Raw genomic sequence first — 21,752 nt, forward strand, 5'->3', positions numbered from 1 at the left:
CCCCGGCTCTCTCCCACAGGGAGAGGGAACGGGTTTGGTAGGCCGGGTAAGGCGAAGCCGCCACCCGGCACTGCTCAGAGCGGAGAAAACCCCCCGTCCCCAACCCACCCTTCAAGCCGTGAATAAACCACTTCCACCGCCTCTTTTATCGGCGGCGTCATCGGGTAATAAAACCCAACAATGTCCGGCTGAATCCCCAGGAACAGCACCTCGCCCACGTCGTCCTTGATCTGATCCACGAGGTAATTCAGCGGCATATTGTGGGTCGTCATCATAAACATCCCGGCAATGTCGTCCGGGTCAATGAGTCGGATCTCACCGGGGTTGAGCCCCATATCGGTAGCATCGACAATCAGCAGCCTCTCCGGGCGCAGCTCGCGGATGGCGACCACGTCATTTTCTGGCGCGCTACCGCCGTCAATCACCACCCAGTTGCCCTGCGGGTTCGCGGCGCACATCTCTGCCAGCAGCGGGCCCGCGCCGTCGTCGCCCATCATGCTGTTGCCGACACACAATAAAACGTCAGTCACGTAATCTCCTCACCATCAGGTAGATGGCACTCTCCTGATGAATATCATGCAGCATGCCGAGCAACGTTTTGCTCCACGCCTGCTGTTCGGCGGATTGCCTGCTCAGCGCCGCATCAAAGGCGTTGGCGAGCATCGCAATGTGGTTGGCATCGATGACGATCTCACCGTACTTTGGCACGCCTTCCATTTTACGCCGCGCCGTGCTGCCCTCCTCCAGCGTGGCGATCCACGCCAGATACTCAGGCCAGGGGCAGCTCAGCGCGGCCTCCAGACAGTCAATCACCCCGAGGTGATGCCCAATCGCCAGGCTGTAATAGACCACCTGCTGCGCCGCATCCGGCGTGGCATCGTTCTCATCAATAAACTTACGGCTCAGTTGACTGAACACCACCGTTTCACTCATCGGATACGCGCCTCGTCCACAATGCTGTTCAGGTTCGCCACAATCTCATTCAGACGCGGATCGTTTTCCGCCTCCAGCCAGCGGGCTACCTGCTGCTCGCCCTGGCTCAGCAAACGCAGATAATCGTCGGCAATCTGACGACCATAACGGTAGCCCGCCAGCCTGCGCGCCGTACGGTCGACCTTCACCCGCAGCGGCTGCACCATATCCGGATGGAGGAGCATCGCGGGCTGGTTGTCGAGCTCGCCCGGTTCACGGGCGTGGATTTTCTGCTCCAGCAGGCCAAGCGCCATCGCAAAGCCGTACAGCGTGGCGGCAGGCGTCGGCGGGCAGCCCGGAATGTAAACATCCACCGGTACGATTTTGTCGGTGCCGCCCCAGACGCAGTAGAGATCGTGGAAGATGCCGCCGCTGTTGCCGCAGGCACCGTAGGAGATGCAGATTTTCGGGTCTGGCGCAGACTGCCAGGCACGCAGCGCGGGCGAACGCATGGCACGGGTGACCGCCCCGGTAAACAGCAGAATATCCGCATGGCGCGGAGACGGCACCACTTTGATACCGAAGCGTTCAGCGTCAAACAGCGGCGACAGCGTAGCGAAGATCTCGATCTCGCAGCCGTTACAACCGCCGCAGTCCACGCGGTAGACGTAGGCCGAACGTTTGATTTTTTTCAGCAGCGACGCCTTCATGCTGGCAATGGATTCCTCCACCGTCATTGGCACCGGCATGCCATTGTCGTCGCGCGGGCCGAGTAAGTGTTCCATCAGCTGGCCTCTCTCATATGGCGGGTGATATCAATCCGGTCGGACGGCAGCAGGCATTTCTGACGCTTGCACTCCGGGCAGGTTTCAAAACTTTCACGGTGATGCTCCGCCCGGACGTCACCGTTGTGCTGCAGCAGTGCGATGGCGTAGTCGATCTCTTTTTGCACCGCGAACGGACGCTTGCAGACGCGGCAGTGACACAGCGCGAAACGCGACTGCTGGAGGAAATCGGCTTTCTTCCACACTGCCAGCTCGTACTCCTGCGACAGGCGAATGGCGACCGTCGGGCAAACTTCCTCGCAGCGGCCGCAGAAAATGCAGCGTCCGAGGTTAAACTGCCAGGCCAGTTCGCCGGTTTTGAGATCCGTTTCCACCGTCAGGGCATTCGACGGGCAGGCATTGACGCAGGCCGCGCAGCCGATGCACTGCTGCGGGTTGTGCTCCGGCTTGCCGCGAAAGTTTTTATCGACCGGCATCGGCTCCAGCGGATAACGGCTGGTCTGCGTGCCGGTTTTGATCACTTTTTTGATAAAGGTAAACATGACGAGTCCTTATTTCAGCGGCGAGTTCTTACGCTCGATGCTGTAGCGCTCAAGCTCTTTGTACGGCACCACCTGACTTTTCTTCTTGCGCACGTCCACCACGGTCATGCGGTCGGTGCAGGAGTAGCACGGGTCGAGGCTACCGATGATCAGCGGCGCATCGGAGACCGTATTGCCGCGCAGCATGTAGCGCAGCGTTGGCCAGTTGGCGTAGGTCGCCGCACGGCAGCGCCAGCGGTAGAGCTTCTGGTTGTCGCCAGTCATGCTCCAGTGGATATCGTCCCCGCGCGGCGCTTCTGCAAAGCCGAGCGCGAAGCGGTTCGGGATGTAGGTGAAGCCCTCTACCATCAGCGGACCGCCCGGCAGGTTATCGAGGCCAAAGTCGATCATGTTCAGGGCAGTGAACACCTCGTTAATGCGGACTTTCAGACGTGAGATGACGTCGCAGCCCTGCTCGCTGTGCACGGTCATGGGCAGCAGGCCGTAGCCGACGAACGGGTGATCGGCGCGGGTGTCGCGGGCGTGGCCGCTGGCGCGCACCATCGGGCCGACGTTGCTGAAGTCGCGGGCAATTTCCGGATCAAGACGGCCAATCCCTACGGTGCGCTGCTCGATGTTTGGCGTGCTGAGCAGCATATCCACCAGCTCCTGCACGTCCCGGCGCATCTGCTGCGCCAGCTGACGGGTCTGGATCATGTCATCTTTCAGCAGGTCGCGGCGGATCCCGCCGATCAGGTTCAGCCCGTAGGTTTTACGCGCCCCGGTGAGGATCTCCGCCATCTTCATCGAGGCTTCACGCACGCGGAAGAACTGCATAAACCCGGAGTCAAAACCGACGAAGTGGCAGGCCAGGCCAAGGTTTAGAAGGTGCGAGTGCAGACGTTCCACCTCCAGCAGAATGGCGCGGATCATCTGCGCACGTTCCGGCACCACGATCCCCATACCGTTTTCTACCGACGTGGTGTACGCGGTGCTGTGGGCAAAGCCGCAGATGCCGCACACGCGGTCAGAAAGGAACGTCACTTCGTTGTAGCCCATGCGGGTTTCCGCCAGCTTTTCCATGCCGCGATGGACGTAGAACAGGCGGTAGTCGGCGTCGATAATGTTTTCGCCGTCGACGAACAGACGAAAGTGGCCCGGTTCGTCGGAGGTGACGTGCAGCGGGCCAATCGGCACCACGTTGTTCTTTTTACTGCCCAGCTCGTTAATGAACTCGTAGGTTTCGCTGTCGGTGGTCGGCGCCGGGCGCTGGCGGTAGTCCATGCTGTCTTTACGCAGCGGATAGAGTTCATCCGGCCAGTCGTCCGGCAGCACCAGACGGCGCTCGTCCGGCAGGCCGACCGGCACCAGGCCGTACATGTCGCGCACTTCGCGTTCGCCCCAGACGGCAGCAGGCACCCGCGGCGTAACGGACGGATATTCCGGCTTATTCGGATCGACTTCGACGCGCACGGTCAGCCAGCACTTCTCGCCCTGCTCCATCGACATCACGTAGTACACGGCGTAATTGCCACATAGCTGGCGCTCGTCGTTACCGAACAGCACCGACAGCCAGCCGCCCTGCTGGTAGTAAAGAAACTCCACCACCTCCGGCAGGTAGTTCACCTTTATGGTGACGGTGATCTGGTCTTTGGTTTGCCAGGACTCTTCCAGCACCACGCCGGGGAAAGCCTGGTGCAACGCGGCGAGATACTGCTGACCTTTCTTTTCTTCAGACATAAACACTCTCTTTAATCACGCCACCAGCAAGGAGACGAACGCTAAAAATGCAAAGCCAAAACCGGCCCAGGTGATGCGCGAGGTCGCCACAAAACGCAGACGCGCCATGCTGTTCTCGAACAGCGCAATCACCAGCACGCCGATAAGCAGCTTGATCGCAGCAACCACGACGGCCAGCACCAGGCCGCCCGCGGAAAAGTGCGTCATCTGCCCCCACGGGAAGAAGACGCCGACAAACATCTGCAGCACCACCAGCTGCTTGAGGCTGATCCCCCACTTCAGTACCGCAAAGCCGTAGCCGCTGTATTCGGTGAGTGGCCCCTCCTGTAATTCCTGCTCGGCTTCCGCGAGATCGAACGGCAGTTTGCCCATCTCAATAAACGTGGCGAACGCGCAGGCGCAGAGTGCCAGCACCAGCGGAATGGAGCGGCTTACCGGCCAGTGATAAACGGTATGGGTTATAAAGCTGATATGGGTGGAGCCTGCGACCTGCGCGGCGACCCACAGCCCCAGCAGCAGGATCGGCTCAACCAGCACACCCAGCATCGCCTCGCGGCTGGCACCGAGGCCGGTAAACGGACTCCCGGTGTCCAGACCCGCAATCGCAAAGAAGAAACGGGCGATGGCGAAGAGGTAGATAAGCGTGATCAGATCGCCGAGCGCAGGCAGCGGTGAGCCCACCGTGACGACGGGCAGCGCGGTGGCGATGGTGAGCATCACGCCAACCATCACAAACGGCGTCAGGCGAAAGACCCAGCCTGCGGCATCGGGCGCCACGCTCTGGCGAGAGAGCAGCTTGAAGAGATCGCGATACTCCTGGAGCACGCCAGGGCCGCGACGGTTGTGCATCCGGGCGCGCGCCACGCGCGTGATGCCCGAGAGCAGCGGCGCAACGGCAAACAGCACCAGCGCCTGAAGAATTGCCAATAACAGACTCATGTCAGGCTCCTCGTGAAATCACAATGACCACCAGCACCGACAGCTCAATCAGCGCCAGACGGCGGAACAGTGCGGGCGCGGCAGCACTCTGCCAGCCCGGAACCCAACCCTGCGGGTTGAGCATGCGGCGCAGCTTCAGCACGGCGGCGAAGTTCTCTTTTACCGGCATGGCGAAACCGTGGGCGGTGATGACCATTGACTGCTCGTGTTCGTAGCCGCAGGCCCAGGCTGCGCCGCGCGTACGGGAGGCGAGTCGATCGCGTTTAAAGAACAGCATCAGCACGAACGGCAGTAGCGGAGAGGCAATCAGCAGCAGGGCTATCATCGGTTGGGAAACGGTGGTTTGTGCCGTCTCAAGCGGCAACGGAATAGCGTTTCCAAGCAGCGGCAGCAGCCACGGCGCGGCCCCCCCACCCGCGATGCAGCACAGCGCCAGCGCAACCACGCTGGTGGCCATCAATACCGGTGCACAGCAGGCATTTTCAGCCTCACGCGTGCGCGGTGCGCCAAGGAAGGTAACGCCGTAGACTTTCGCCATACACATCACCGCCAGCGCCCCGGTAATCGCCAGGCCGACCGCCAACAGCGGCCCCAGCAAACGGCCGATAAACGCATCGCTCTGACCGAGCGCGAAGAAAGACTGGTAGATCACCCACTCGCCGGCAAAACCGTTCAGTGGCGGCAGCGCGGCAATCGCCATCAGCCCCACCAGCATCGCCAGGGAAATCACCGGCATCTTTTTGCCAATGCCGCCGAGCTTTTCGATATCCCGATGACCGGTTCGGAACCAGACGCTGCCCGCGCCGAGAAACAGGGTGCTTTTAAACAGGCTGTGGTTGACGAGGTGATACAGACCACCGATAAATCCGGCGGCAATCAACGCGGGCTGATTCAGCGCCAGACCGGTGACGCCCGCGCCAAGACCGAGCAGGATAATGCCGATATTTTCGAGCGTGTGGTACGCCAGCAAACGCTGGATGTTGTGCTCCATCAGCGCGTACAGGCCACCCACGAACGCGGTGATCATCCCGGCCAGCAGCAGCACGACACCCCACCACAGCGGTGGTTGCCCGCTGGTCAGCGTGAGTACCAAAATCCCGAACAAACCCACTTTCATCACCACCACAGAGAACAGCGCGGCGGCGGGCGCGGAGGCATTGGCATGCGCCTGCGGCACCCAGCCGTGCAGCGGGATGATCCCGGCGAGCAGGCCAAAGCCCACAACGCCCAGCAGCCAGACGTCACTCCCCAGCGGATGGCCGCTGAGCGCAGAGAAATCCAGCGTGCCAAAGCGTTGCCACACCAGCCAGCTGGCCAGCGCCAGCAGCAGCGTGCCGAGGCGACCGAGGGCAAACCATAGCTTGCCGGAGGCGCTACAGCCCGTCAGGAACACGCCGCACAGGGCCATAATTTCGGCCATCACCACCAGCGCGCCAAGATTGCTGGCGATAACGGTGCAGACCGCCGTCGCCATGAGCAGGTTTACCAGCAGACCATTAGCTCTGGTGTGCTGGTGGCGGTGCCAGTCGATATTGAACAGGCTGACAAACAGCCCGCACAGACCGAACGTCACCAGCCAGATGGCATTCAGCGGCGTAATCTCAACGCTGTGACGAATCAGCGGCATCACGGCCTCTGTGGATTGCCCCCCCAGCAAAACGACACCGCCTGCCGCGAGCGTCATCAGGCTGCCGAGCGCCCCGCCGATACCGGCTATCCAGCCGCTCAGGATTTTATGGAAAGAGAAGAGCAGCGCCAGCACGGCGGCGGCCGCAAAGTACGCTACGGCGCTGTTAATCATGTCTATCGCGTTCATTTCGCCCCCTCGTTAAGCGCCTGCAGAAGTGAAAGATCGCCGATGTCAGTATTAATGGTCAGCTCGCGCTTGCGTTTGCTGGTACGGGCGATATCGCGGATGTTAACCAGAATGAGCGCCTTGGTCGGACAGGTCCGCACGCAGGCCGGTCCCTGTTCATCAAAGCTGCACAGGTCACACTTCACCGCCACGGCGCGGATGCCGGGAACCCAGTCCAGTAGCGTACTTACGCGTGCCGGAGCCGGTGGCGCGGGCGGCGCTTTCGGGGAGTTGGCATTGGCCGGAATGTGCAGCGGACGGCTGCCGGAAAATTCAATGGCGCCGAACGGGCAGGCAATGCCGCACAGCTTGCAGCTGACGCACAGGCTTTCGTTCAGCTGGACCGCGCCATCAACGCGGGTGATGGCATTCACCGGACAAACACCCGCGCAGGGGGCATCTTCACAGTGGTGGCAGAGCTGCGGAGCAGACTCTTTTTCATTACGCATGACGCGAAGGCGCGGCATGGACTGCAGCCCGTGCAGGCGGTGAGTTTCCGAACACGCCGCCTCACAGGTTCGACAGCCAATACAGACCGTCGAGTCAGCAATTACAAAACGGTTCACCGGGCAATCCTCAGGTGATGGTCATTTTTGACGACGAAAAGCTGTCTTCTCGACACTTTTCGACACTCGGTTCTCAGGCAACGTTTGCGGAAGGGTTTCCGGCGATCAGCTGTTTCAGGTCGACCGGTAAGTCGTGTTCAACCGCGTGATAAAGCCCGTTGTAAACCGGCGCGATTTTCTCCAGATAGTGTTCAAGCACCTGCTGGCGATCGCGGTTGCTGACGTAGCCATCGACCATTCCGTCAGCCATCAGTTGCGCTTGCGCAATACACTGTTTTTCACCCTCTTTGTTCTCGACGTAGTACTCAATGGTATGGCTGTTAAAGCTGTCTGCCAGGGTGACAAAGACCGTAAAGTGGCCGAAGAGGACAAAGCGCATATCGCCTTGCGCCGCACAACTCATCGCATGATGCAGACGCGCTTTTGACAGGGTGATCCCCTGAACCAGAGAGTTGCAGTAGAGGTGCCACTGCTCCTGTAGCTGCTGGTGGCGCTGCGCGATGTAATCCGCTTTTTCGCTGATTTCCCAAATAGTCATAAAAGGTATCCGGTTAATGGAGATAGCGGCTGTTAAGCAGATTCCGTGCCAGTTTTTAATTAACTGATTTTATTGGTCTTTAATTTCAAAACTGCTGTCAGCGCGGCGGTGTCGACGTGTCATTTCGACAGCATTGACATCGTCACGCCCTGACAAAATCCAGGCTGGCACTGTTATTGCATTACCGGGGCAATTCATTGAGGAGGCGTCATGCACGAAATCACCCTCTGCCAGCGAGCGCTTGAACTTATCGAACAGCAGGCAGTGCAAAACCACGCGAAACGCGTCACCGGCGTCTGGCTGAAGATCGGGGCATTTTCCTGCGTCGAGACCAGCGCCCTGACCTTCTGTTTTGAGCTGGTATGCCGCGGCACGCTGGCGGAAGGCTGCGAGCTGCATATCGACGAGCAGCAGGCGGAGTGCTGGTGCGAGCAGTGTCAGCAGTACGTCACGCTGCTCTCCTCAAAGGTTCAGCGCTGTCCGCAGTGCCAGCGTACCGGGCTGCGGATCGTGGCGGATGACGGTATGCAGATCCAACGCCTCGAAATCGAGAAGGAGTAATGTATGTGTAGTACCTGCGGTTGCGCCGAAGGCAACCTGTATATAGAAGGGGACGAACACCGCCCCCACTCCGCGTTTCGCTCCGCGCCCTTTTCCCCTGCCCCGCGTCCTGCGGCAGTTCTGACCGGCATTACCTTTGCGCCGCAACGCTCTGACGCGGGCGACCTGCACTACGGCCACGGCGAAGCGGGCACTCATGCGCCGGGCATGAGCCAGCGGCAGATGCTGGACGTCGAGATCAACGTGCTGGACAAAAATAACCAGCTCGCGGCCCGCAATCGCGCGCGCTTTGCCGCCCGCAAACAGCTGGTGCTGAACCTGGTCTCCAGCCCGGGTTCAGGCAAAACCACGCTGTTAACAGAAACACTCAAGCGCCTGAACAAACGCGTCTCTTGCGCGGTGATCGAGGGCGATCAGCAGACCGTAAACGATGCCGCGCGCATTCGTGAAACCGGCACCCCGGCGATTCAGGTCAACACGGGCAAAGGCTGCCATCTGGATGCGCAGATGATTGCCGATGCCGCACCGCGTTTGCCGCTTGAAGAGAGCGGCATCCTGTTTATTGAAAACGTCGGTAACCTCGTGTGCCCGGCGAGCTTTGACCTCGGCGAGCGCCACAAAGTCGCGGTGCTCTCCGTCACCGAAGGGGAAGACAAGCCGCTGAAGTACCCGCATATGTTTGCCGCCGCCTCCCTGATGTTGCTGAACAAAGTCGACCTGCTGCCGTACCTGAATTTCGACGTGGAGAAATGCCTGGCGTATGCCCGCGAAGTGAATCCGGAGATTGCGATCGTGCTGGTCTCCGCCACGCGCGGCGACGGCATGGACGCATGGCTAAACTGGCTGGAGAGCGAACGATGTGCATAGGCGTACCCGGACAAATTCAGGCAATCGACGGTAACCAGGCCAGGGTGGAGGTCTGCGGTATATTGCGCGATGTGGATCTGACGCTGGTGGGCTGTACCGATGAAACCGGCGCGTCACGTCTCGGCCAGTGGGTGCTGGTCCATGTGGGCTTTGCAATGAGCGTGATTAACGAAGCGGAAGCCCGCGACACGCTGGATGCGCTGCAAAACATGTTTGACGTGGAGCCTGACGTGGGCGCCCTGCTGTACGGCGAGGAGCGGTAGCACATGCGTTACGTTGATGAATACCGCGCGCCAGAACAGGTACTGCAGCTTATCGGGCACCTGAAAACACGGGCGGCGCTGCTGAACAACACGAAAGAAAGGCCGCTGCGGATCATGGAGGTGTGCGGCGGACACACGCACGCCATCTTCAAATTTGGCCTCGACCAGCTACTGCCAGATAACATCGAGTTTATCCACGGCCCCGGCTGCCCGGTCTGCGTGTTGCCAATGGGCCGCATCGACAGCTGTATTGAAATTGCCAGCCAGCCTGACGTCATTTTCTGTACCTTTGGCGATGCGATGCGCGTGCCGGGGAAAAATGGCTCGCTGCTGCAGGCGAAAGCGCGCGGTGCGGACGTGCGGATCGTCTACTCGCCAATGGATGCCCTGACGCTGGCGAGGGATAACCCTGAGCGCAACGTCGTCTTTTTTGGGCTGGGTTTTGAAACCACTATGCCCGCGACGGCCATTACGCTGCAGCAGGCCAAAGCCCGCAACGTCACTAATTTTTTCTTTTTCTGTCAGCACATCACGCTCATTCCCACGCTGCGCAGCCTGCTGGAGGAGCCGGATAACGGTATCGACGCCTTTCTGGCGCCGGGACACGTCAGCATGGTGATTGGCACAGACGCCTACGGTTTCATCTCTGAACAGTACAATCGTCCGTTAGTGGTCGCTGGTTTCGAGCCACTTGATCTACTGCAAGGTGTGACCATGCTGGTTGAGCAGAAAATAGCGACCCTGAGTGCGGTCGAAAACCAGTACCGCCGCGTGGTGCCCGATGCGGGAAATGAACGGGCCCAGCAGGCCATTGCCGACGTGTTTAGCGTTGAAGGCGACAGCGAGTGGCGCGGTCTGGGGCTGATTGCCGAATCCGGCGTGCGCCTCACGCCAGCCTATCGCGCGTTTGATGCAGAAACACATTTCCGCCCGCAGCCGCAGCAGGTGTGCGACGATCCCCGTTCTCGCTGTGGCGACGTGCTCACCGGTAAGTGTAAACCTCATCAATGCCCGTTATTTGGCAACACCTGTAACCCGCAAACCGCGTTTGGCGCGCTGATGGTCTCCTCCGAAGGGGCATGCGCCGCGTGGTATCAATATCGCAACCAGGAGTGTGAAGCATGAACACGGTGGAAATGGCGCACGGAAGCGGTGGGCAGGCGATGCAGCAGTTGATTAACCGGCTGTTTATGGAGGCTTTTAACAACCCCTGGCTCGCCGAGCAGGAAGACCAGGCGCGCATCGCGCTCTCGACACTCACTGCCCAGGGCGACAGGCTGGCGTTCTCCACCGACAGCTACGTCATTGACCCGCTGTTTTTCCCGGGCGGTGATATTGGCAAGCTCGCCATCTGCGGCACGGCCAACGACGTTGCCGTCAGCGGCGCCATTCCGCGCTACCTCTCCTGCGGGTTTATCCTTGAAGAGGGGCTGCCGATGGAGACGCTCACGGCGGTGGTCAACAGCATGGCACAGACGGCGCGCGAGGCGGGGATCGCTGTCGTCACCGGCGATACCAAAGTGGTTCAGCGCGGCGCCGCCGACAAACTGTTTATCAACACCGCCGGGATGGGCGCGATCCCCGCCGACATCCACTGGGGCGCACAGCAACTTAGCGTGGGCGACGTTCTGCTGGTGAGCGGCACGCTGGGATGCCATGGCGCGACGATTCTTAATCTGCGTGAAGGGTTAGGTCTGGACGGCGAACTGCGTAGCGACTGTGCGGTGCTTACCCCGCTGATTCAGACGCTGCGCGCCATTCCTGGTGTGAAAGCCCTGCGCGACGCCACCCGTGGCGGCGTGAATGCCGTCGTCCACGAGTTCGCCGTAAGCTGCGGGTACGGGATTGAACTGACCGAGCGTGGTCTGCCTGTCAAACCCGCCGTACGCGGGCTGTGCGAGCTGCTAGGGCTTGATCCCCTCAACTTTGCGAACGAAGGCAAGCTGGTGATCGGCGTTGAACGCGCAGCGGCGGAATCTGTCCTGGCCGGGCTGCGGTCGCATCCATTAGGGAAAGATGCCGCCATCATTGGGGAAGTGGTTGAGCGCAAAGGGGTGCGCCTGACCGGGCTTTACGGCGTGAAGCGCACACTGGATCTGCCGCACGCTGAACCGTTACCCCGAATTTGCTAGAACCGCGCCATAAGCGGTCAGCACTGAATGTCTCTTTTCTGCCAGTTTCAATTGGAAAGCAATAATGCCGTATACACCGATGAGCGATCTTGGACAGCAGGGCCTGTTTGATATCACGCGCACACTTTTACAGCAGCCCGATCTCAGCGCGCTAAGCGATGCTTTGACGCGACTGGTCAGGCAATCAGCCCTGGCAGACAGCGCCGCAATTGTGCTCTGGCATAGCGGAACGCAACGCGCGAGCTACTACTCAACGCGTGATAATGGCAAAACGTTTGAATACGAAGATGAAACGTATCTGGCGCATGGTCCGGTGCGCCGCATTCTCTCCCGTCCGGAAGCCCTGCACTGCAATTTTGAGGAGTTCAGGATGGCGTGGCCGCGGCTTGCCGGGAGCAACCTCTATCAGCCTTTTGGCCACTACAGCATGCTGCCGCTGGCGGCGGAGGGCCATATCTTTGGCGGCTGCGAGTTCATCCGCACGACCGACCGGCCCTGGAGCGAAGCGGAGTACGAGCGTCTGCACACCTTTACCCAGATTGTGGCCGTGGTGGCAGAGCAGATCCAAAGTCGCGTCACCAATAACGTGGATTACGACCTGCTGAGCCGCGAGCGCGATAACTTCCGCATCCTGGTGGCAATCACTAACGCCGTGCTGTCACGTCTCGATATGGATGAGTTGGTCAGCGAAGTCTCAAAAGAGATCCACCACTATTTCAAAATCGACGCTATCAGTATTGCGCTGCGGGGGCATCGCAAGGGCAAGCTGAATATCTATTCCACGCACTATCTCGATGAAGCCAACCCGGCGCATGAGCAAAGTGAAGTGGATGAAGCGGGCACCCTTTCTGAACGAGTATTCAAAAGCAAAGAGATCCTCCTGCTTAACCTGAGCGAACAGGATCCGGTGGCGCCGTATGAGCGAATGCTGTTTAACACCTGGGGCAATAAGATCCAGACCCTGTGCCTGCTACCGCTGATGTCCGGCAACACCATGCTTGGCGTGCTGAAACTGGCGCAGTGTGATGAAGCCGTGTTTACCACCGCCAACCTGAAGCTGCTGCGTCAGATTGCCGAGCGTATCTCCATCGCGCTGGATAACGCCCTCGCCTATCAGGAGATCCATCGCCTGAAAGAGCGGCTGGTGGACGAGAACCTGGCCCTGACCGAGCAGCTTAATAATGTGGACAGCGAGTTTGGCGAAATCATCGGGCGCAGCGATGCGATGTACAGCGTCCTCAAGCAGGTGGAAATGGTGGCGCAGAGCGACAGCACGGTGCTGATTTTGGGTGAAACCGGCACGGGTAAAGAGCTGATTGCCAGAGCCATCCACAACCTGAGCAATCGCAACAGCCGCCGGATGGTGAAGATGAACTGCGCGGCGATGCCTGCGGGCCTGCTGGAAAGTGACCTCTTCGGCCACGAGCGCGGCGCATTTACCGGGGCCAGCAGCCAGCGCCTGGGGCGTTTTGAACTGGCCGATAAAAGCTCGCTGTTCCTCGACGAAGTGGGCGATATGCCGCTGGAGTTGCAGCCTAAACTGCTGCGCGTCTTGCAGGAGCAGGAGTTTGAGCGCCTTGGCAGCAACAAGCTTATCCAGACTGACGTGCGGCTGATTGCCGCCACCAACCGCGACCTGAAAAAAATGGTCGCCGACCGCGAATTCAGAAGCGATCTCTACTATCGCCTGAACGTCTTCCCGATCTGCCTGCCCCCGCTGCGCGAACGTCCGGAAGATATCCCCCTACTGGTAAAAGCCTTTACCGCGAAGATCGCCCGCCGAATGGGGCGAAATATCGACAGTATTCCTGCCGAAACGCTACGCACCCTCTCGTCGATGGAGTGGCCGGGTAACGTCCGCGAACTGGAAAACGTCATTGAGCGTGCGGTGCTGCTCACGCGTGGCAATGTGCTGCAACTCTCCCTGCCGGAGGTTTCTCTGCCTGAAACGACCGTGACCGCAGCCGAGATCGCAAAAGAGGGAGAAGATGAATATCAGCTCATTATGCGCGTGCTGAAAGAGACGAACGGCGTGGTTGCCGGCCCGAAAGGGGCAGCCCAGCGTTTAGGCTTAAAACGCACGACCCTGCTGTCGCGGATGAAGCGCCTCGGGATTGATAAAGAGAACCTGCTGTAAGTCCGCAATCTGGCGGTGTTATTCTGGCACCGCCTTTTGTCACCCTGCGCAATTGTCCCTCATTGACACAAAATCGTTTCCTCTGTATAAAATTCCGCCTTAATAATGAGTTTCATTTGCATCAAAAAATAATTTTAATGAAGGGTAGCGTTTAATGAAAAAGGTCATCTGCGCGTTGGGCCTGGCGATTGCGTCGGTCAGTTCTGCTCTGGCAACCACATATCCTCTGACCATTGAAAACTGTGGTTATAAAGAGACCTTCACCAAAGCGCCGGAACGCGTCGTGGCCCTGGGTCAGAATACCGTCGAAATTTTGCTCCTGCTCGGCCTGCAGGATAAGGTGAAGGCCAGCGCCTTCTGGCCGACCAAAGTGCTGCCGCAGCTGGCTGAACAGAACGCAAAAATCAAAACCCTGACGGTAGAAATCCCTACGCTTGAATCTATCCTTGCGCAAAATCCTGATTTTGTACCTGCCCAGCTTCCTCTGTTACTTGGGCCTGAGAGTAAGGTCGCAAAACGTGAAGATTTGGCGACCGTCGGTGTGAATAGCTACGTCTCACCGGGCATGTGCGCGACCAAAAAAGCCACAGGTGATATGTACGGCAGCCGCCAGAAGCTGTGGGACATGACCTATCTCTATAAGGAGATTGAGGATTTTGCCAAAATCTTTAACGTGGAAGATCGCGGCCAGGCCGTCATTGCCGATTTCAAAAAACGTGAGGCTGACCTGCGCCAGGAGTTTGGTAAAAACAAAAAGGACCTCTCCTTTGTTTTCTGGTTCTCAAGCTCCTCTCCTTCGGCTGATGCTTACGTCGGCGGTAAAAACAGCGCCTCCGGATTTATTGCCAACGTGCTGGGCGGGCACAACGCCATTACATCTGAAACCGAATGGCCAACCGTGGGCTGGGAAAACATTATTGCCGCTAATCCGGATGTGATTGTGGTCTCCAGTCTGGACCGTAACCGCTGGGCGCTGGATAACGCGGAAGAAAAAATCAAATTCCTGAAAAACGATCCTGCCGTCAGCCAGCTTGATGCCGTCAAAAAAGGCCATATCGTGGTGATGGACGGCCAGGCGATGAACCCAACGATTCGTACAATTTACGGTGCTGAACAGGTGGGTGAACAGCTCAGAAAACTGGGGCTGAACTGATGACAGCCGCTGTACTTCAGGCCCGCCAGGGCCTGTTCCTGACCACGTCTGCTCTGCTTGCCATTGTACTGTTGTTTCTGGTCATCGCCCTTGGCGTCAGCGTCGGTGAACTGTCCATCCCGCTGGATAACGTGTTTTATGCTATCAGCAATAAAATGGGGCTCACCGAGGTTCCGCTCAACCGCATCTATGAGAGCGTTATCTGGGACTTTCGCCTGAGCCGTGCGCTGGTTGCTGCCTGCTGTGGCGCCGGGCTAGCCATCTGCGGTGCCGTCCTGCAAAGTCTGTTGAAGAACGCGCTGGCGGAACCCTATGTTCTCGGCGTGTCTGCGGGGGCCTCAACCGGGGCGGTTTCCGTCGTGGTGCTGGGTGTGGGAACGGGAGCCGTTTCGCTGTCTGCGGGGGCCTTCGCGGGTGCCTTCGCCGCCTTTGCATTTGTCGCTTTTCTGACGAACGGCGCACGCGGCGGCAATGAACGCACTATTCTGGCAGGCGTTGCGGCTTCGCAGTTGTTCAATGCCATTACCGCCTACACCATCAGCACGTCAGCCAGCGCACAGCAGGCGCGAGATGTCATGTTCTGGCTGCTGGGCAGCTTCAGCGGCGTACGCTGGCCGGAATTCCAGCTGGTACTGGTGGTGGTCCTGCTGGGGTTAGCCGTTTGCCTCTACTATTCCCGGGCGCTGGATGCCTTTACGTTTGGTGACGACGCTGCCGCATCGCTGGGGATTGCCGTTCCCTGGGTACGCCTGGCGTTATTTATCACGACCGCACTGATTACCGCGACCATCGTCAGTATGGCAGGCTCCATCGGCTTTGTGGGGCTGGTGGTTCCGCACGTCATGCGTTTCCTGTTCGGACCTTTGCATCGCACGCTGCTCATTGCCAGCGCGCTGGCCGGGGCGATCCTGATGGTGCTGGCAGACATTGCCTCACGCATGCTGATTGCGCCGCAAAGCCTGCCCGTCGGCGTAGTGACCGCACTGGTGGGCGTTCCCTTCTTTGCCGTGATTATTTACCGTTCAAGGAATAAGTGATGAGTATCTGCGCTGAAAATATTACCTGGAAGGTCGGCAAAAAGGCGATCGTCAATGACGTCTCGCTGAAGGTCTCCCGGGGGGAAACCGTCGGCCTGCTGGGCCCAAACGGCTGCGGAAAATCGTCTCTTTTGCGTATCCTCGCGGGACTGCGTCGCCCGGATGCGGGCCGCGTGACGCTGGACGGGCAGGACATCTCCCGCATCGCCAAAAAGCAGCTTGCCCGCCGGGTAGCGTTCGTTGAGCAGCACGGGATGACCGACGCCAACATGCGCGTTCGCGACGTGGTGAAACTTGGACGAATTCCGCACCACTCCGCTTTTTCCAACTGGAGCACGCACGATGACGAGACCGTCACGGCGGCACTGCAACGCGTGGATATGCTGGATAAAAGCGACCAGGGCTGGCTGAGCCTCTCCGGCGGAGAGCGCCAGCGGGTGCACATTGCCCGCGCGCTGGCCCAGACCCCAACGGAAATCCTGCTGGACGAACCGACCAACCACCTGGACATTCATCATCAGATGCAGCTGATGCAGTTGATCAGCGAATTACCGGTCACCAGCATTGTCGCTATCCACGATCTTAACCACGCCTCGATGTTCTGCGACTCGCTGATTGTGATGCAGAAGGGGCAAATTGTGGCGACGGGGACACCTCAGGACATCTTATCTGAGTCGTTGCTCTGGGATGTTTTCCGGGTCAAAACCAAAATTGAGATCTCGCCGTTCCATGGCAAAAAGCACATCCACTTTATCGTTTAGGGGCGCGTAAATCACAATGCTCCTTCGCACAGCCGCCACGCTCTGGCCGCCCGTCTTACTGGGTAGCCAGTTTGTTTTCAACATTGGCTTTTACGCCGTCGTTCCTTTCCTGGCGATATTCCTGCGCGACGACATGCTGCTCTCCGGCGGACTGATCGGGCTGATTCTGGGCCTGCGCACCTTCTCCCAGCAGGGGATGTTTATCGTTGGCGGTGCCCTCTCGGACCGGTTTGGCGCGAAAGTGGTTATCCTCAGCGGCTGTATTGTTCGTGTTTCAGGTTATCTGCTGCTGGCCTTCGGGGAATCGCTCTCGCCGATTATTGTGGGCGCATGTCTGACGGGCATCGGCGGCGCATTATTTTCCCCTTCGATTGAGGCATTGCTGGCCAAAGCGGGCACGCACAGTGAGGCGAAAGGGACACGAAGCCGGGCGGAGTGGTTTGCACTGTTTGCAGTCTGCGGGGAACTCGGCGCGGTACTGGGCCCGGTTGCTGGCGCCCTGTTAACGGGGCTTGGCTTCCGCCAGGTGGCGCTGGCGGGTGCAGGGGTCTTTATTATTGCGTTAGTGGTGCTCTACTTCTGCCTTCCTGCTTCTGGCCGCCGTTCGCAAACGCTTAAAATACAGCCCTGGTGGACAACCTTCCGCCAGCCTCGCTTCGTCGCCTTCATCATTGCCTATAGCTCATGGCTGTTAAGCTACAACCAGCTTTATCTGGCGCTGCCGGTGGAGATCCAGCGATCTGGTGGTAACGAGAAAGATCTCGGTCCGCTTTTTATGCTCGCCTCCATGCTGATCATTACCTTACAGCTGCCGCTGGCACGCTTTGCCCGCCGCGTGGGCGCGGTGAGGATCCTGCCGGTGGGCTTTTTGCTGCTTTCTACGGCCTTTGCGAGCGTAGCGATGTTTGCAGCGACTGAACCGCCGGAGGGCTGGTTGCGGTTGCTGCCGTCGGTCTTATTTGTCACGTTACTGACGCTGGGACAAATGCTGCTGGTCCCCTCGGCAAAAGATCTCATTCCGCGGTTCGCCGAGGAATCAACGTTGGGGGCGCATTATGGTGCTCTCGCCACCGCCGGAGGGATTGCGGTACTGGCGGGAAATTTGTTGTTTGGCAGTCTGCTGGATCGCGCGCTGGTGCCTTCGGCTCAGGCAATATACCCCTGGCTGCTGCTGGCCCTCTTCCCGTTGTGCAGCGCCCTGGCCCTGCAGGTAATTTGCCGCCCGCTGCGAAGCTGAACGGCTCACTTTTTCGGGCGATACTTTTCCGGTAATTCCGGCACCGGACGACGATCGTCAATCAGATGACGAACGGTCAGGACAGGATGACGCCATAACATGCGTGGCCCCGCCCAGCGCATAATCTGCTTCATCTCTTCCCGCTTTGCGGGCTGGTAGCAGTGTACCGGACACTGTTTACAGGCAGGCTTTTCTTCACCAAAAACACACTTATCCAGGCGCTTATCGGCATACGCGTTCAGCGCCTGATAATGCCCCTCTTCCCGAGACGCCTGCGGGCACTGCTTTTCAAACAACGCGATCATTTTCGCGATAGTCTCTTTTTCTCGTGATATGCGTTTACCGGACATAGCGACTTACCGATTAATAAGATGCATCAATAATACTCTTTTAAACCCTGAATTTCAGTTGTTGCATTCCGTTTTCTGAAGCCTGATTCCAGCATTAATGCTACACCTCCTGAAAATCACGGGTATTTTATACAGGCATCAGGAGTGACCGTTGTCCGTATTGTCTGGAGGTTCTATGCAAGAGATCGCGACTGGCAAACCCTACCGCCATTTAAAAGTGGGATATTTCAGAAAACGTCACGAGGATCGAAAAACTAAGATACCTAAGCGTTACAGCGTACATGCGGCGTTGAGCTTAAAAGGGGACTGGCTTGAAAAGGCGGGCTTTACTACCAACGCCCAGGTCAGGGTGGGCGTGGAACATGGCAAAATTGTCATCGAGTTGATGCCGGAAGGCACCTCGTAAAGCCGCGACATTTTTCTGCGACATCGCTTTTTTTCATGCGACAATAGCAGGAACTAACGGCCACTGAGCCGCTCAAAACGGTTTCTTTTCAAAGAAATGGACATCATAACTCCATGAGCACAATCGACAATTTCGACGCACATACGCCGATGATGCAGCAGTATCTGAAGCTGAAAGCACAGCATCCGGAAATCCTGCTGTTTTACCGTATGGGCGATTTTTACGAGCTGTTTTATGACGATGCCAAACGTGCATCGCAGTTGCTCGACATTTCGCTGACCAAACGTGGCGCATCGGCAGGTGAGCCCATCCCGATGGCAGGCATCCCGCACCATGCGGTAGAGAACTACCTGGCCAAACTGGTCAATCAGGGAGAATCCGTCGCCATTTGCGAACAGATTGGCGATCCGGCGACGTCGAAGGGGCCGGTTGAACGCAAAGTCGTGCGCATCGTCACGCCAGGTACCATCAGTGATGAAGCCCTGCTTCAGGAGCGCCAGGATAACCTGCTGGCGGCGCTGTGGCAGGACGGCAAAGGGTTTGGTTATGCCACACTGGACATCAGCTCCGGGCGTTTTCGTCTGAGTGAACCCGCTGACCGTGAAACGATGGCTGCCGAATTGCAGCGCACCAACCCGGCCGAGCTGCTCTATGCCGAAGATTTCGCCGAGATGGCGCTGATTGAAGGTCGCCGAGGTTTACGCCGTCGCCCGCTGTGGGAATTCGAAATAGATACCGCGCGCCAGCAGCTGAATCTGCAGTTTGGCACCCGCGACTTGATCGGTTTTGGCGTTGAAAATGCGCCGCGCGGGTTGTGTGCAGCAGGTTGCCTGCTGCAATACGTGAAAGACACCCAACGCACCGCCCTGCCGCATATCCGTTCTATCACCATGGAGCGCCAGCAGGACAGCATCATCATGGATGCCGCCACGCGCCGCAACCTGGAGATCACGCAGAACCTGGCGGGTGGCATAGAAAATACCCTCGCGTCGGTCCTCGACAGCACGGTGACGCCGATGGGGAGCCGTATGCTGAAACGCTGGCTGCATATGCCCATTCGCGATACGAATACGCTTGTCTGCCGTCAACAGACGATTGCCGCATTGCAGGATCGTTACACCGAGCTGCAGCCCGTTCTGCGTCAGGTGGGCGATCTCGAGCGTATCCTTGCCCGTCTGGCATTGCGCACCGCGCGCCCACGCGATCTCGCACGTATGCGTCATGCTTTCCAGCAGTTACCGGAACTGCGTGCTCAGTTGAGCGACGTTGACAGCGCTCCGGTTCAGAAACTCCGTGAAACGATGGGCGAGTTTACCGAGCTTCGCGAACTGCTGGAACGCGCCATTATCGATGCGCCTCCGGTTCTGGTGCGTGACGGCGGCGTCATTGCCCCTGGCTACAACGAGGAGCTGGACGAATGGCGTGCGCTGGCCGACGGTGCAACGGATTATCTTGATAAACTGGAAATCCGCGAGCGCGAGCGTCTTGGGCTCGACACCCTGAAAGTGGGGTATAACGCGGTACACGGTTACTATATTCAGATCAGCCGCGGGCAGAGCCATCTGGCACCAATTCACTACGTCCGTCGTCAGACGTTGAAAAACGCCGAGCGCTACATTATTCCCGAGCTGAAAGAGTACGAAGACAAAGTGCTCACCTCGAAAGGTAAAGCACTGGCGCTGGAAAAACAGCTGTATGAAGAGCTGTTTGACATGCTGATGCCACACCTGGCCGATCTGCAGCTTAGCGCCAGCGCGCTGGCGGAACTGGATGTGCTGGTGAACCTGGCTGAACGCGCGGAAACGCTGAACTATACCTGTCCGACCTTTACCGACAAGCCCGGTATCCGCATCACTGAAGGCCGTCACCCGGTGGTCGAGCAGGTACTGAATGAGCCGTTCATCGCCAACCCGCTGAACCTCTCGCCGCAGCGAAGAATGCTGATCATTACCGGGCCAAACATGGGCGGTAAAAGTACCTATATGCGCCAGACCGCTTTGATTGCGCTGCTCGCCTATATCGGCAGCTACGTCCCGGCGCAACACGTTGAGATTGGCCCTATCGACCGTATCTTTACCCGCGTCGGGGCGGCAGACGATCTGGCGAGCGGTCGCTCAACCTTTATGGTGGAGATGACCGAAACGGCTAACATTCTGCACAACGCGACGGAACACAGTCTGGTGCTGATGGACGAAGTCGGACGCGGAACATCAACCTACGATGGCCTGTCGTTGGCATGGGCCTGCGCTGAAAGCCTCGCGAACAAAATCAAAGCCATGACGCTGTTCGCCACCCATTACTTCGAGCTGACGCAGCTACCGGAGAAGATGGAAGGGGTGGCTAACGTCCACCTTGATGCGCTGGAACACGGCGATACCATCGCCTTCATGCACACGGTGCAGGACGGTGCGGCGAGCAAGAGCTATGGCCTGGCCGTCGCGGCGCTGGCTGGCGTACCGAAAGAGGTAATTAAGCGCGCGCGTCAGAAACTGCGTGAGCTGGAAAGCCTGTCACCGAATGCGGCGGCGACGCAGATTGATGGCACACAGATGTCGCTGCTGGTGCCTGCGGAAGAGACGTCACCTGCGGTGGAAGCACTGGAGAATCTCGACCCGGATTCACTGACGCCGCGTCAGGCGCTGGAGTGGATTTATCGGTTGAAGAGTCTGGTTTAGTTCTCTGCGGTCTTTATTGCCCGGTGGCGCTGCGCTTACCGGGCCTACGGGTTTTGTAGGCCGGGTAAGGCGAAGCCGCCACCCGGCTTTTTTTACAGCAGCGGCGGGATCGTCGGCACCTGCGGTGCCTCGTCAATATCCTTCTGCGTCATACGAAACGCTTCCGGATAATGTTCACGGCTGGTGCGGCGCAGCGGCTCGGTATCGCGCCAGGTATAGAGACAATGCTGGCACTGATAAACCGTCCAGACCCCCTTCACGGGTGATGTCGCCATCACTTCAATATGTTCATCGGCACAACGTGGACAAATCATCTT

Annotated in this window: 23 protein-coding genes; 12 read left to right on the top strand and 11 right to left on the bottom strand. The window is 58.6% G+C overall.

The features are described from left to right. Positions 1-74: 74 nt before the first annotated feature. The 9 genes from hycI to hycA all read right to left on the bottom strand — a co-directional run bounded on the left by hycI (position 75) and on the right by hycA (position 7,856). Positions 75-530: a hydrogenase maturation peptidase HycI gene (gene hycI / locus BFV64_RS18320; protein WP_069602338.1), complete on the bottom strand. Its 456-nt coding sequence runs from the start codon at positions 528-530 to the stop codon at positions 75-77. Next, positions 523-933, bottom strand: a complete 411-nt coding sequence (locus BFV64_RS18325; protein ID WP_014885000.1) for a formate hydrogenlyase maturation HycH family protein — start codon at positions 931-933, stop codon at positions 523-525. Before BFV64_RS18325 ends, hycI begins: the two co-directional genes overlap by 8 nt. Further along, entirely contained in the window at positions 930-1,697 is a 768-nt protein-coding gene (locus BFV64_RS18330) for an NADH-quinone oxidoreductase subunit B family protein (RefSeq protein ID WP_014885001.1), read from the bottom strand. The genes BFV64_RS18325 and BFV64_RS18330 overlap by 4 nt, the downstream gene beginning before the upstream one ends. Beyond that, on the bottom strand, positions 1,697-2,239 hold the full coding sequence (locus BFV64_RS18335) for a formate hydrogenlyase complex iron-sulfur subunit (RefSeq protein ID WP_014885002.1): 543 nt from the start codon (positions 2,237-2,239) through the stop codon (positions 1,697-1,699). Before BFV64_RS18335 ends, BFV64_RS18330 begins: the two co-directional genes overlap by 1 nt. Before the next feature lie 9 nt (positions 2,240-2,248). After that, positions 2,249-3,958, bottom strand: coding sequence for a formate hydrogenlyase subunit HycE (gene hycE / locus BFV64_RS18340; protein ID WP_014885003.1), 1,710 nt, complete (start codon positions 3,956-3,958; stop codon positions 2,249-2,251). A gap of 15 nt (positions 3,959-3,973) precedes the next feature. Further along, entirely contained in the window at positions 3,974-4,897 is a 924-nt protein-coding gene (locus BFV64_RS18345; protein WP_023331167.1) for a respiratory chain complex I subunit 1 family protein, read from the bottom strand. A 1-nt stretch (position 4,898) separates the two neighbouring features. Further along, positions 4,899-6,713 carry a formate hydrogenlyase subunit 3 gene (hycC, locus tag BFV64_RS18350; protein ID WP_069602339.1) on the bottom strand — a complete coding sequence of 605 codons (1,815 nt, stop codon included), beginning with the start codon at positions 6,711-6,713 and terminating at the stop codon, positions 4,899-4,901. Continuing rightward, complete coding sequence (locus BFV64_RS18355) at positions 6,710-7,318, bottom strand: 4Fe-4S dicluster domain-containing protein (RefSeq protein ID WP_047027321.1); 609 nt, start codon at positions 7,316-7,318, stop codon at positions 6,710-6,712. Before BFV64_RS18355 ends, hycC begins: the two co-directional genes overlap by 4 nt. Before the next feature lie 73 nt (positions 7,319-7,391). After that, positions 7,392-7,856, bottom strand: a complete 465-nt coding sequence (gene hycA, locus BFV64_RS18360) for a formate hydrogenlyase regulator HycA (RefSeq protein ID WP_014885007.1) — start codon at positions 7,854-7,856, stop codon at positions 7,392-7,394. A gap of 210 nt (positions 7,857-8,066) precedes the next feature. On the opposite strand from hycA, the gene hypA reads away from it, so the two are divergent. The 10 genes from hypA to BFV64_RS18410 all read left to right on the top strand — a co-directional run bounded on the left by hypA (position 8,067) and on the right by BFV64_RS18410 (position 18,004). Continuing rightward, positions 8,067-8,417, top strand: a complete 351-nt coding sequence (hypA, locus tag BFV64_RS18365) for a hydrogenase maturation nickel metallochaperone HypA (RefSeq protein WP_032635694.1) — start codon at positions 8,067-8,069, stop codon at positions 8,415-8,417. Between the two features lie 3 nt (positions 8,418-8,420). Beyond that, positions 8,421-9,284 (top strand): hydrogenase nickel incorporation protein HypB, encoded by an 864-nt coding sequence (hypB, locus tag BFV64_RS18370; protein ID WP_023331171.1) that lies wholly within the window; start codon positions 8,421-8,423, stop codon positions 9,282-9,284. Then, entirely contained in the window at positions 9,275-9,547 is a 273-nt protein-coding gene (locus BFV64_RS18375) for a HypC/HybG/HupF family hydrogenase formation chaperone (RefSeq protein WP_032635693.1), read from the top strand. The genes hypB and BFV64_RS18375 overlap by 10 nt, the downstream gene beginning before the upstream one ends. 3 nt (positions 9,548-9,550) lie before the next feature. Next, positions 9,551-10,672: a hydrogenase formation protein HypD gene (gene hypD / locus BFV64_RS18380; protein ID WP_069602340.1), complete on the top strand. Its 1,122-nt coding sequence runs from the start codon at positions 9,551-9,553 to the stop codon at positions 10,670-10,672. Then, positions 10,669-11,679, top strand: coding sequence for a hydrogenase expression/formation protein HypE (gene hypE, locus BFV64_RS18385; RefSeq protein ID WP_059373512.1), 1,011 nt, complete (start codon positions 10,669-10,671; stop codon positions 11,677-11,679). The genes hypD and hypE overlap by 4 nt, the downstream gene beginning before the upstream one ends. Positions 11,680-11,743: 64 nt before the next feature. After that, the gene (flhA, locus tag BFV64_RS18390; RefSeq protein ID WP_023331174.1) at positions 11,744-13,816 is read left to right on the top strand and encodes a formate hydrogenlyase transcriptional activator FlhA; all 2,073 of its coding nucleotides are present in this window, start codon (positions 11,744-11,746) and stop codon (positions 13,814-13,816) included. A 154-nt stretch (positions 13,817-13,970) separates the two neighbouring features. Further along, positions 13,971-14,969 carry a siderophore ABC transporter substrate-binding protein EitA gene (gene eitA, locus BFV64_RS18395; RefSeq protein WP_032635691.1) on the top strand — a complete coding sequence of 333 codons (999 nt, stop codon included), beginning with the start codon at positions 13,971-13,973 and terminating at the stop codon, positions 14,967-14,969. Continuing rightward, a complete protein-coding gene (locus tag BFV64_RS18400; RefSeq protein WP_014885014.1) occupies positions 14,969-16,006 on the top strand; it encodes a FecCD family ABC transporter permease in 1,038 nt (345 codons plus the stop codon). The genes eitA and BFV64_RS18400 overlap by 1 nt, the downstream gene beginning before the upstream one ends. Then, positions 16,006-16,767 carry a siderophore ABC transporter ATP-binding protein EitC gene (eitC, locus tag BFV64_RS18405; RefSeq protein WP_014885015.1) on the top strand — a complete coding sequence of 254 codons (762 nt, stop codon included), beginning with the start codon at positions 16,006-16,008 and terminating at the stop codon, positions 16,765-16,767. The genes BFV64_RS18400 and eitC overlap by 1 nt, the downstream gene beginning before the upstream one ends. Positions 16,768-16,783: 16 nt before the next feature. Beyond that, positions 16,784-18,004 carry an MDR family MFS transporter gene (locus tag BFV64_RS18410; RefSeq protein ID WP_072251843.1) on the top strand — a complete coding sequence of 407 codons (1,221 nt, stop codon included), beginning with the start codon at positions 16,784-16,786 and terminating at the stop codon, positions 18,002-18,004. Positions 18,005-18,009: 5 nt separating this feature from the next. On the opposite strand, the gene BFV64_RS18415 is transcribed toward BFV64_RS18410, so the two are convergent. After that, entirely contained in the window at positions 18,010-18,354 is a 345-nt protein-coding gene (locus BFV64_RS18415; RefSeq protein ID WP_014885017.1) for a nitrous oxide-stimulated promoter family protein, read from the bottom strand. A gap of 175 nt (positions 18,355-18,529) precedes the next feature. Between BFV64_RS18415 and BFV64_RS18420 the strand changes: the two genes are divergently transcribed. Further along, positions 18,530-18,760 carry a SymE family type I addiction module toxin gene (locus BFV64_RS18420; protein ID WP_014885018.1) on the top strand — a complete coding sequence of 77 codons (231 nt, stop codon included), beginning with the start codon at positions 18,530-18,532 and terminating at the stop codon, positions 18,758-18,760. A gap of 113 nt (positions 18,761-18,873) precedes the next feature. Beyond that, entirely contained in the window at positions 18,874-21,435 is a 2,562-nt protein-coding gene (gene mutS, locus BFV64_RS18425) for a DNA mismatch repair protein MutS (RefSeq protein WP_023331179.1), read from the top strand. Positions 21,436-21,527: 92 nt separating this feature from the next. Here the strand turns inward: mutS and BFV64_RS18430 are convergent, their stop codons facing one another. Beyond that, a complete protein-coding gene (locus BFV64_RS18430) occupies positions 21,528-21,749 on the bottom strand; it encodes a non-oxidative hydroxyarylic acid decarboxylases subunit D (RefSeq protein WP_003862116.1) in 222 nt (73 codons plus the stop codon). Positions 21,750-21,752: the final 3 nt, after the last annotated feature.

The organism is Enterobacter kobei (assembly GCF_001729765.1).
Classification (GTDB): Bacteria; Pseudomonadota; Gammaproteobacteria; order Enterobacterales; family Enterobacteriaceae; genus Enterobacter; species Enterobacter kobei.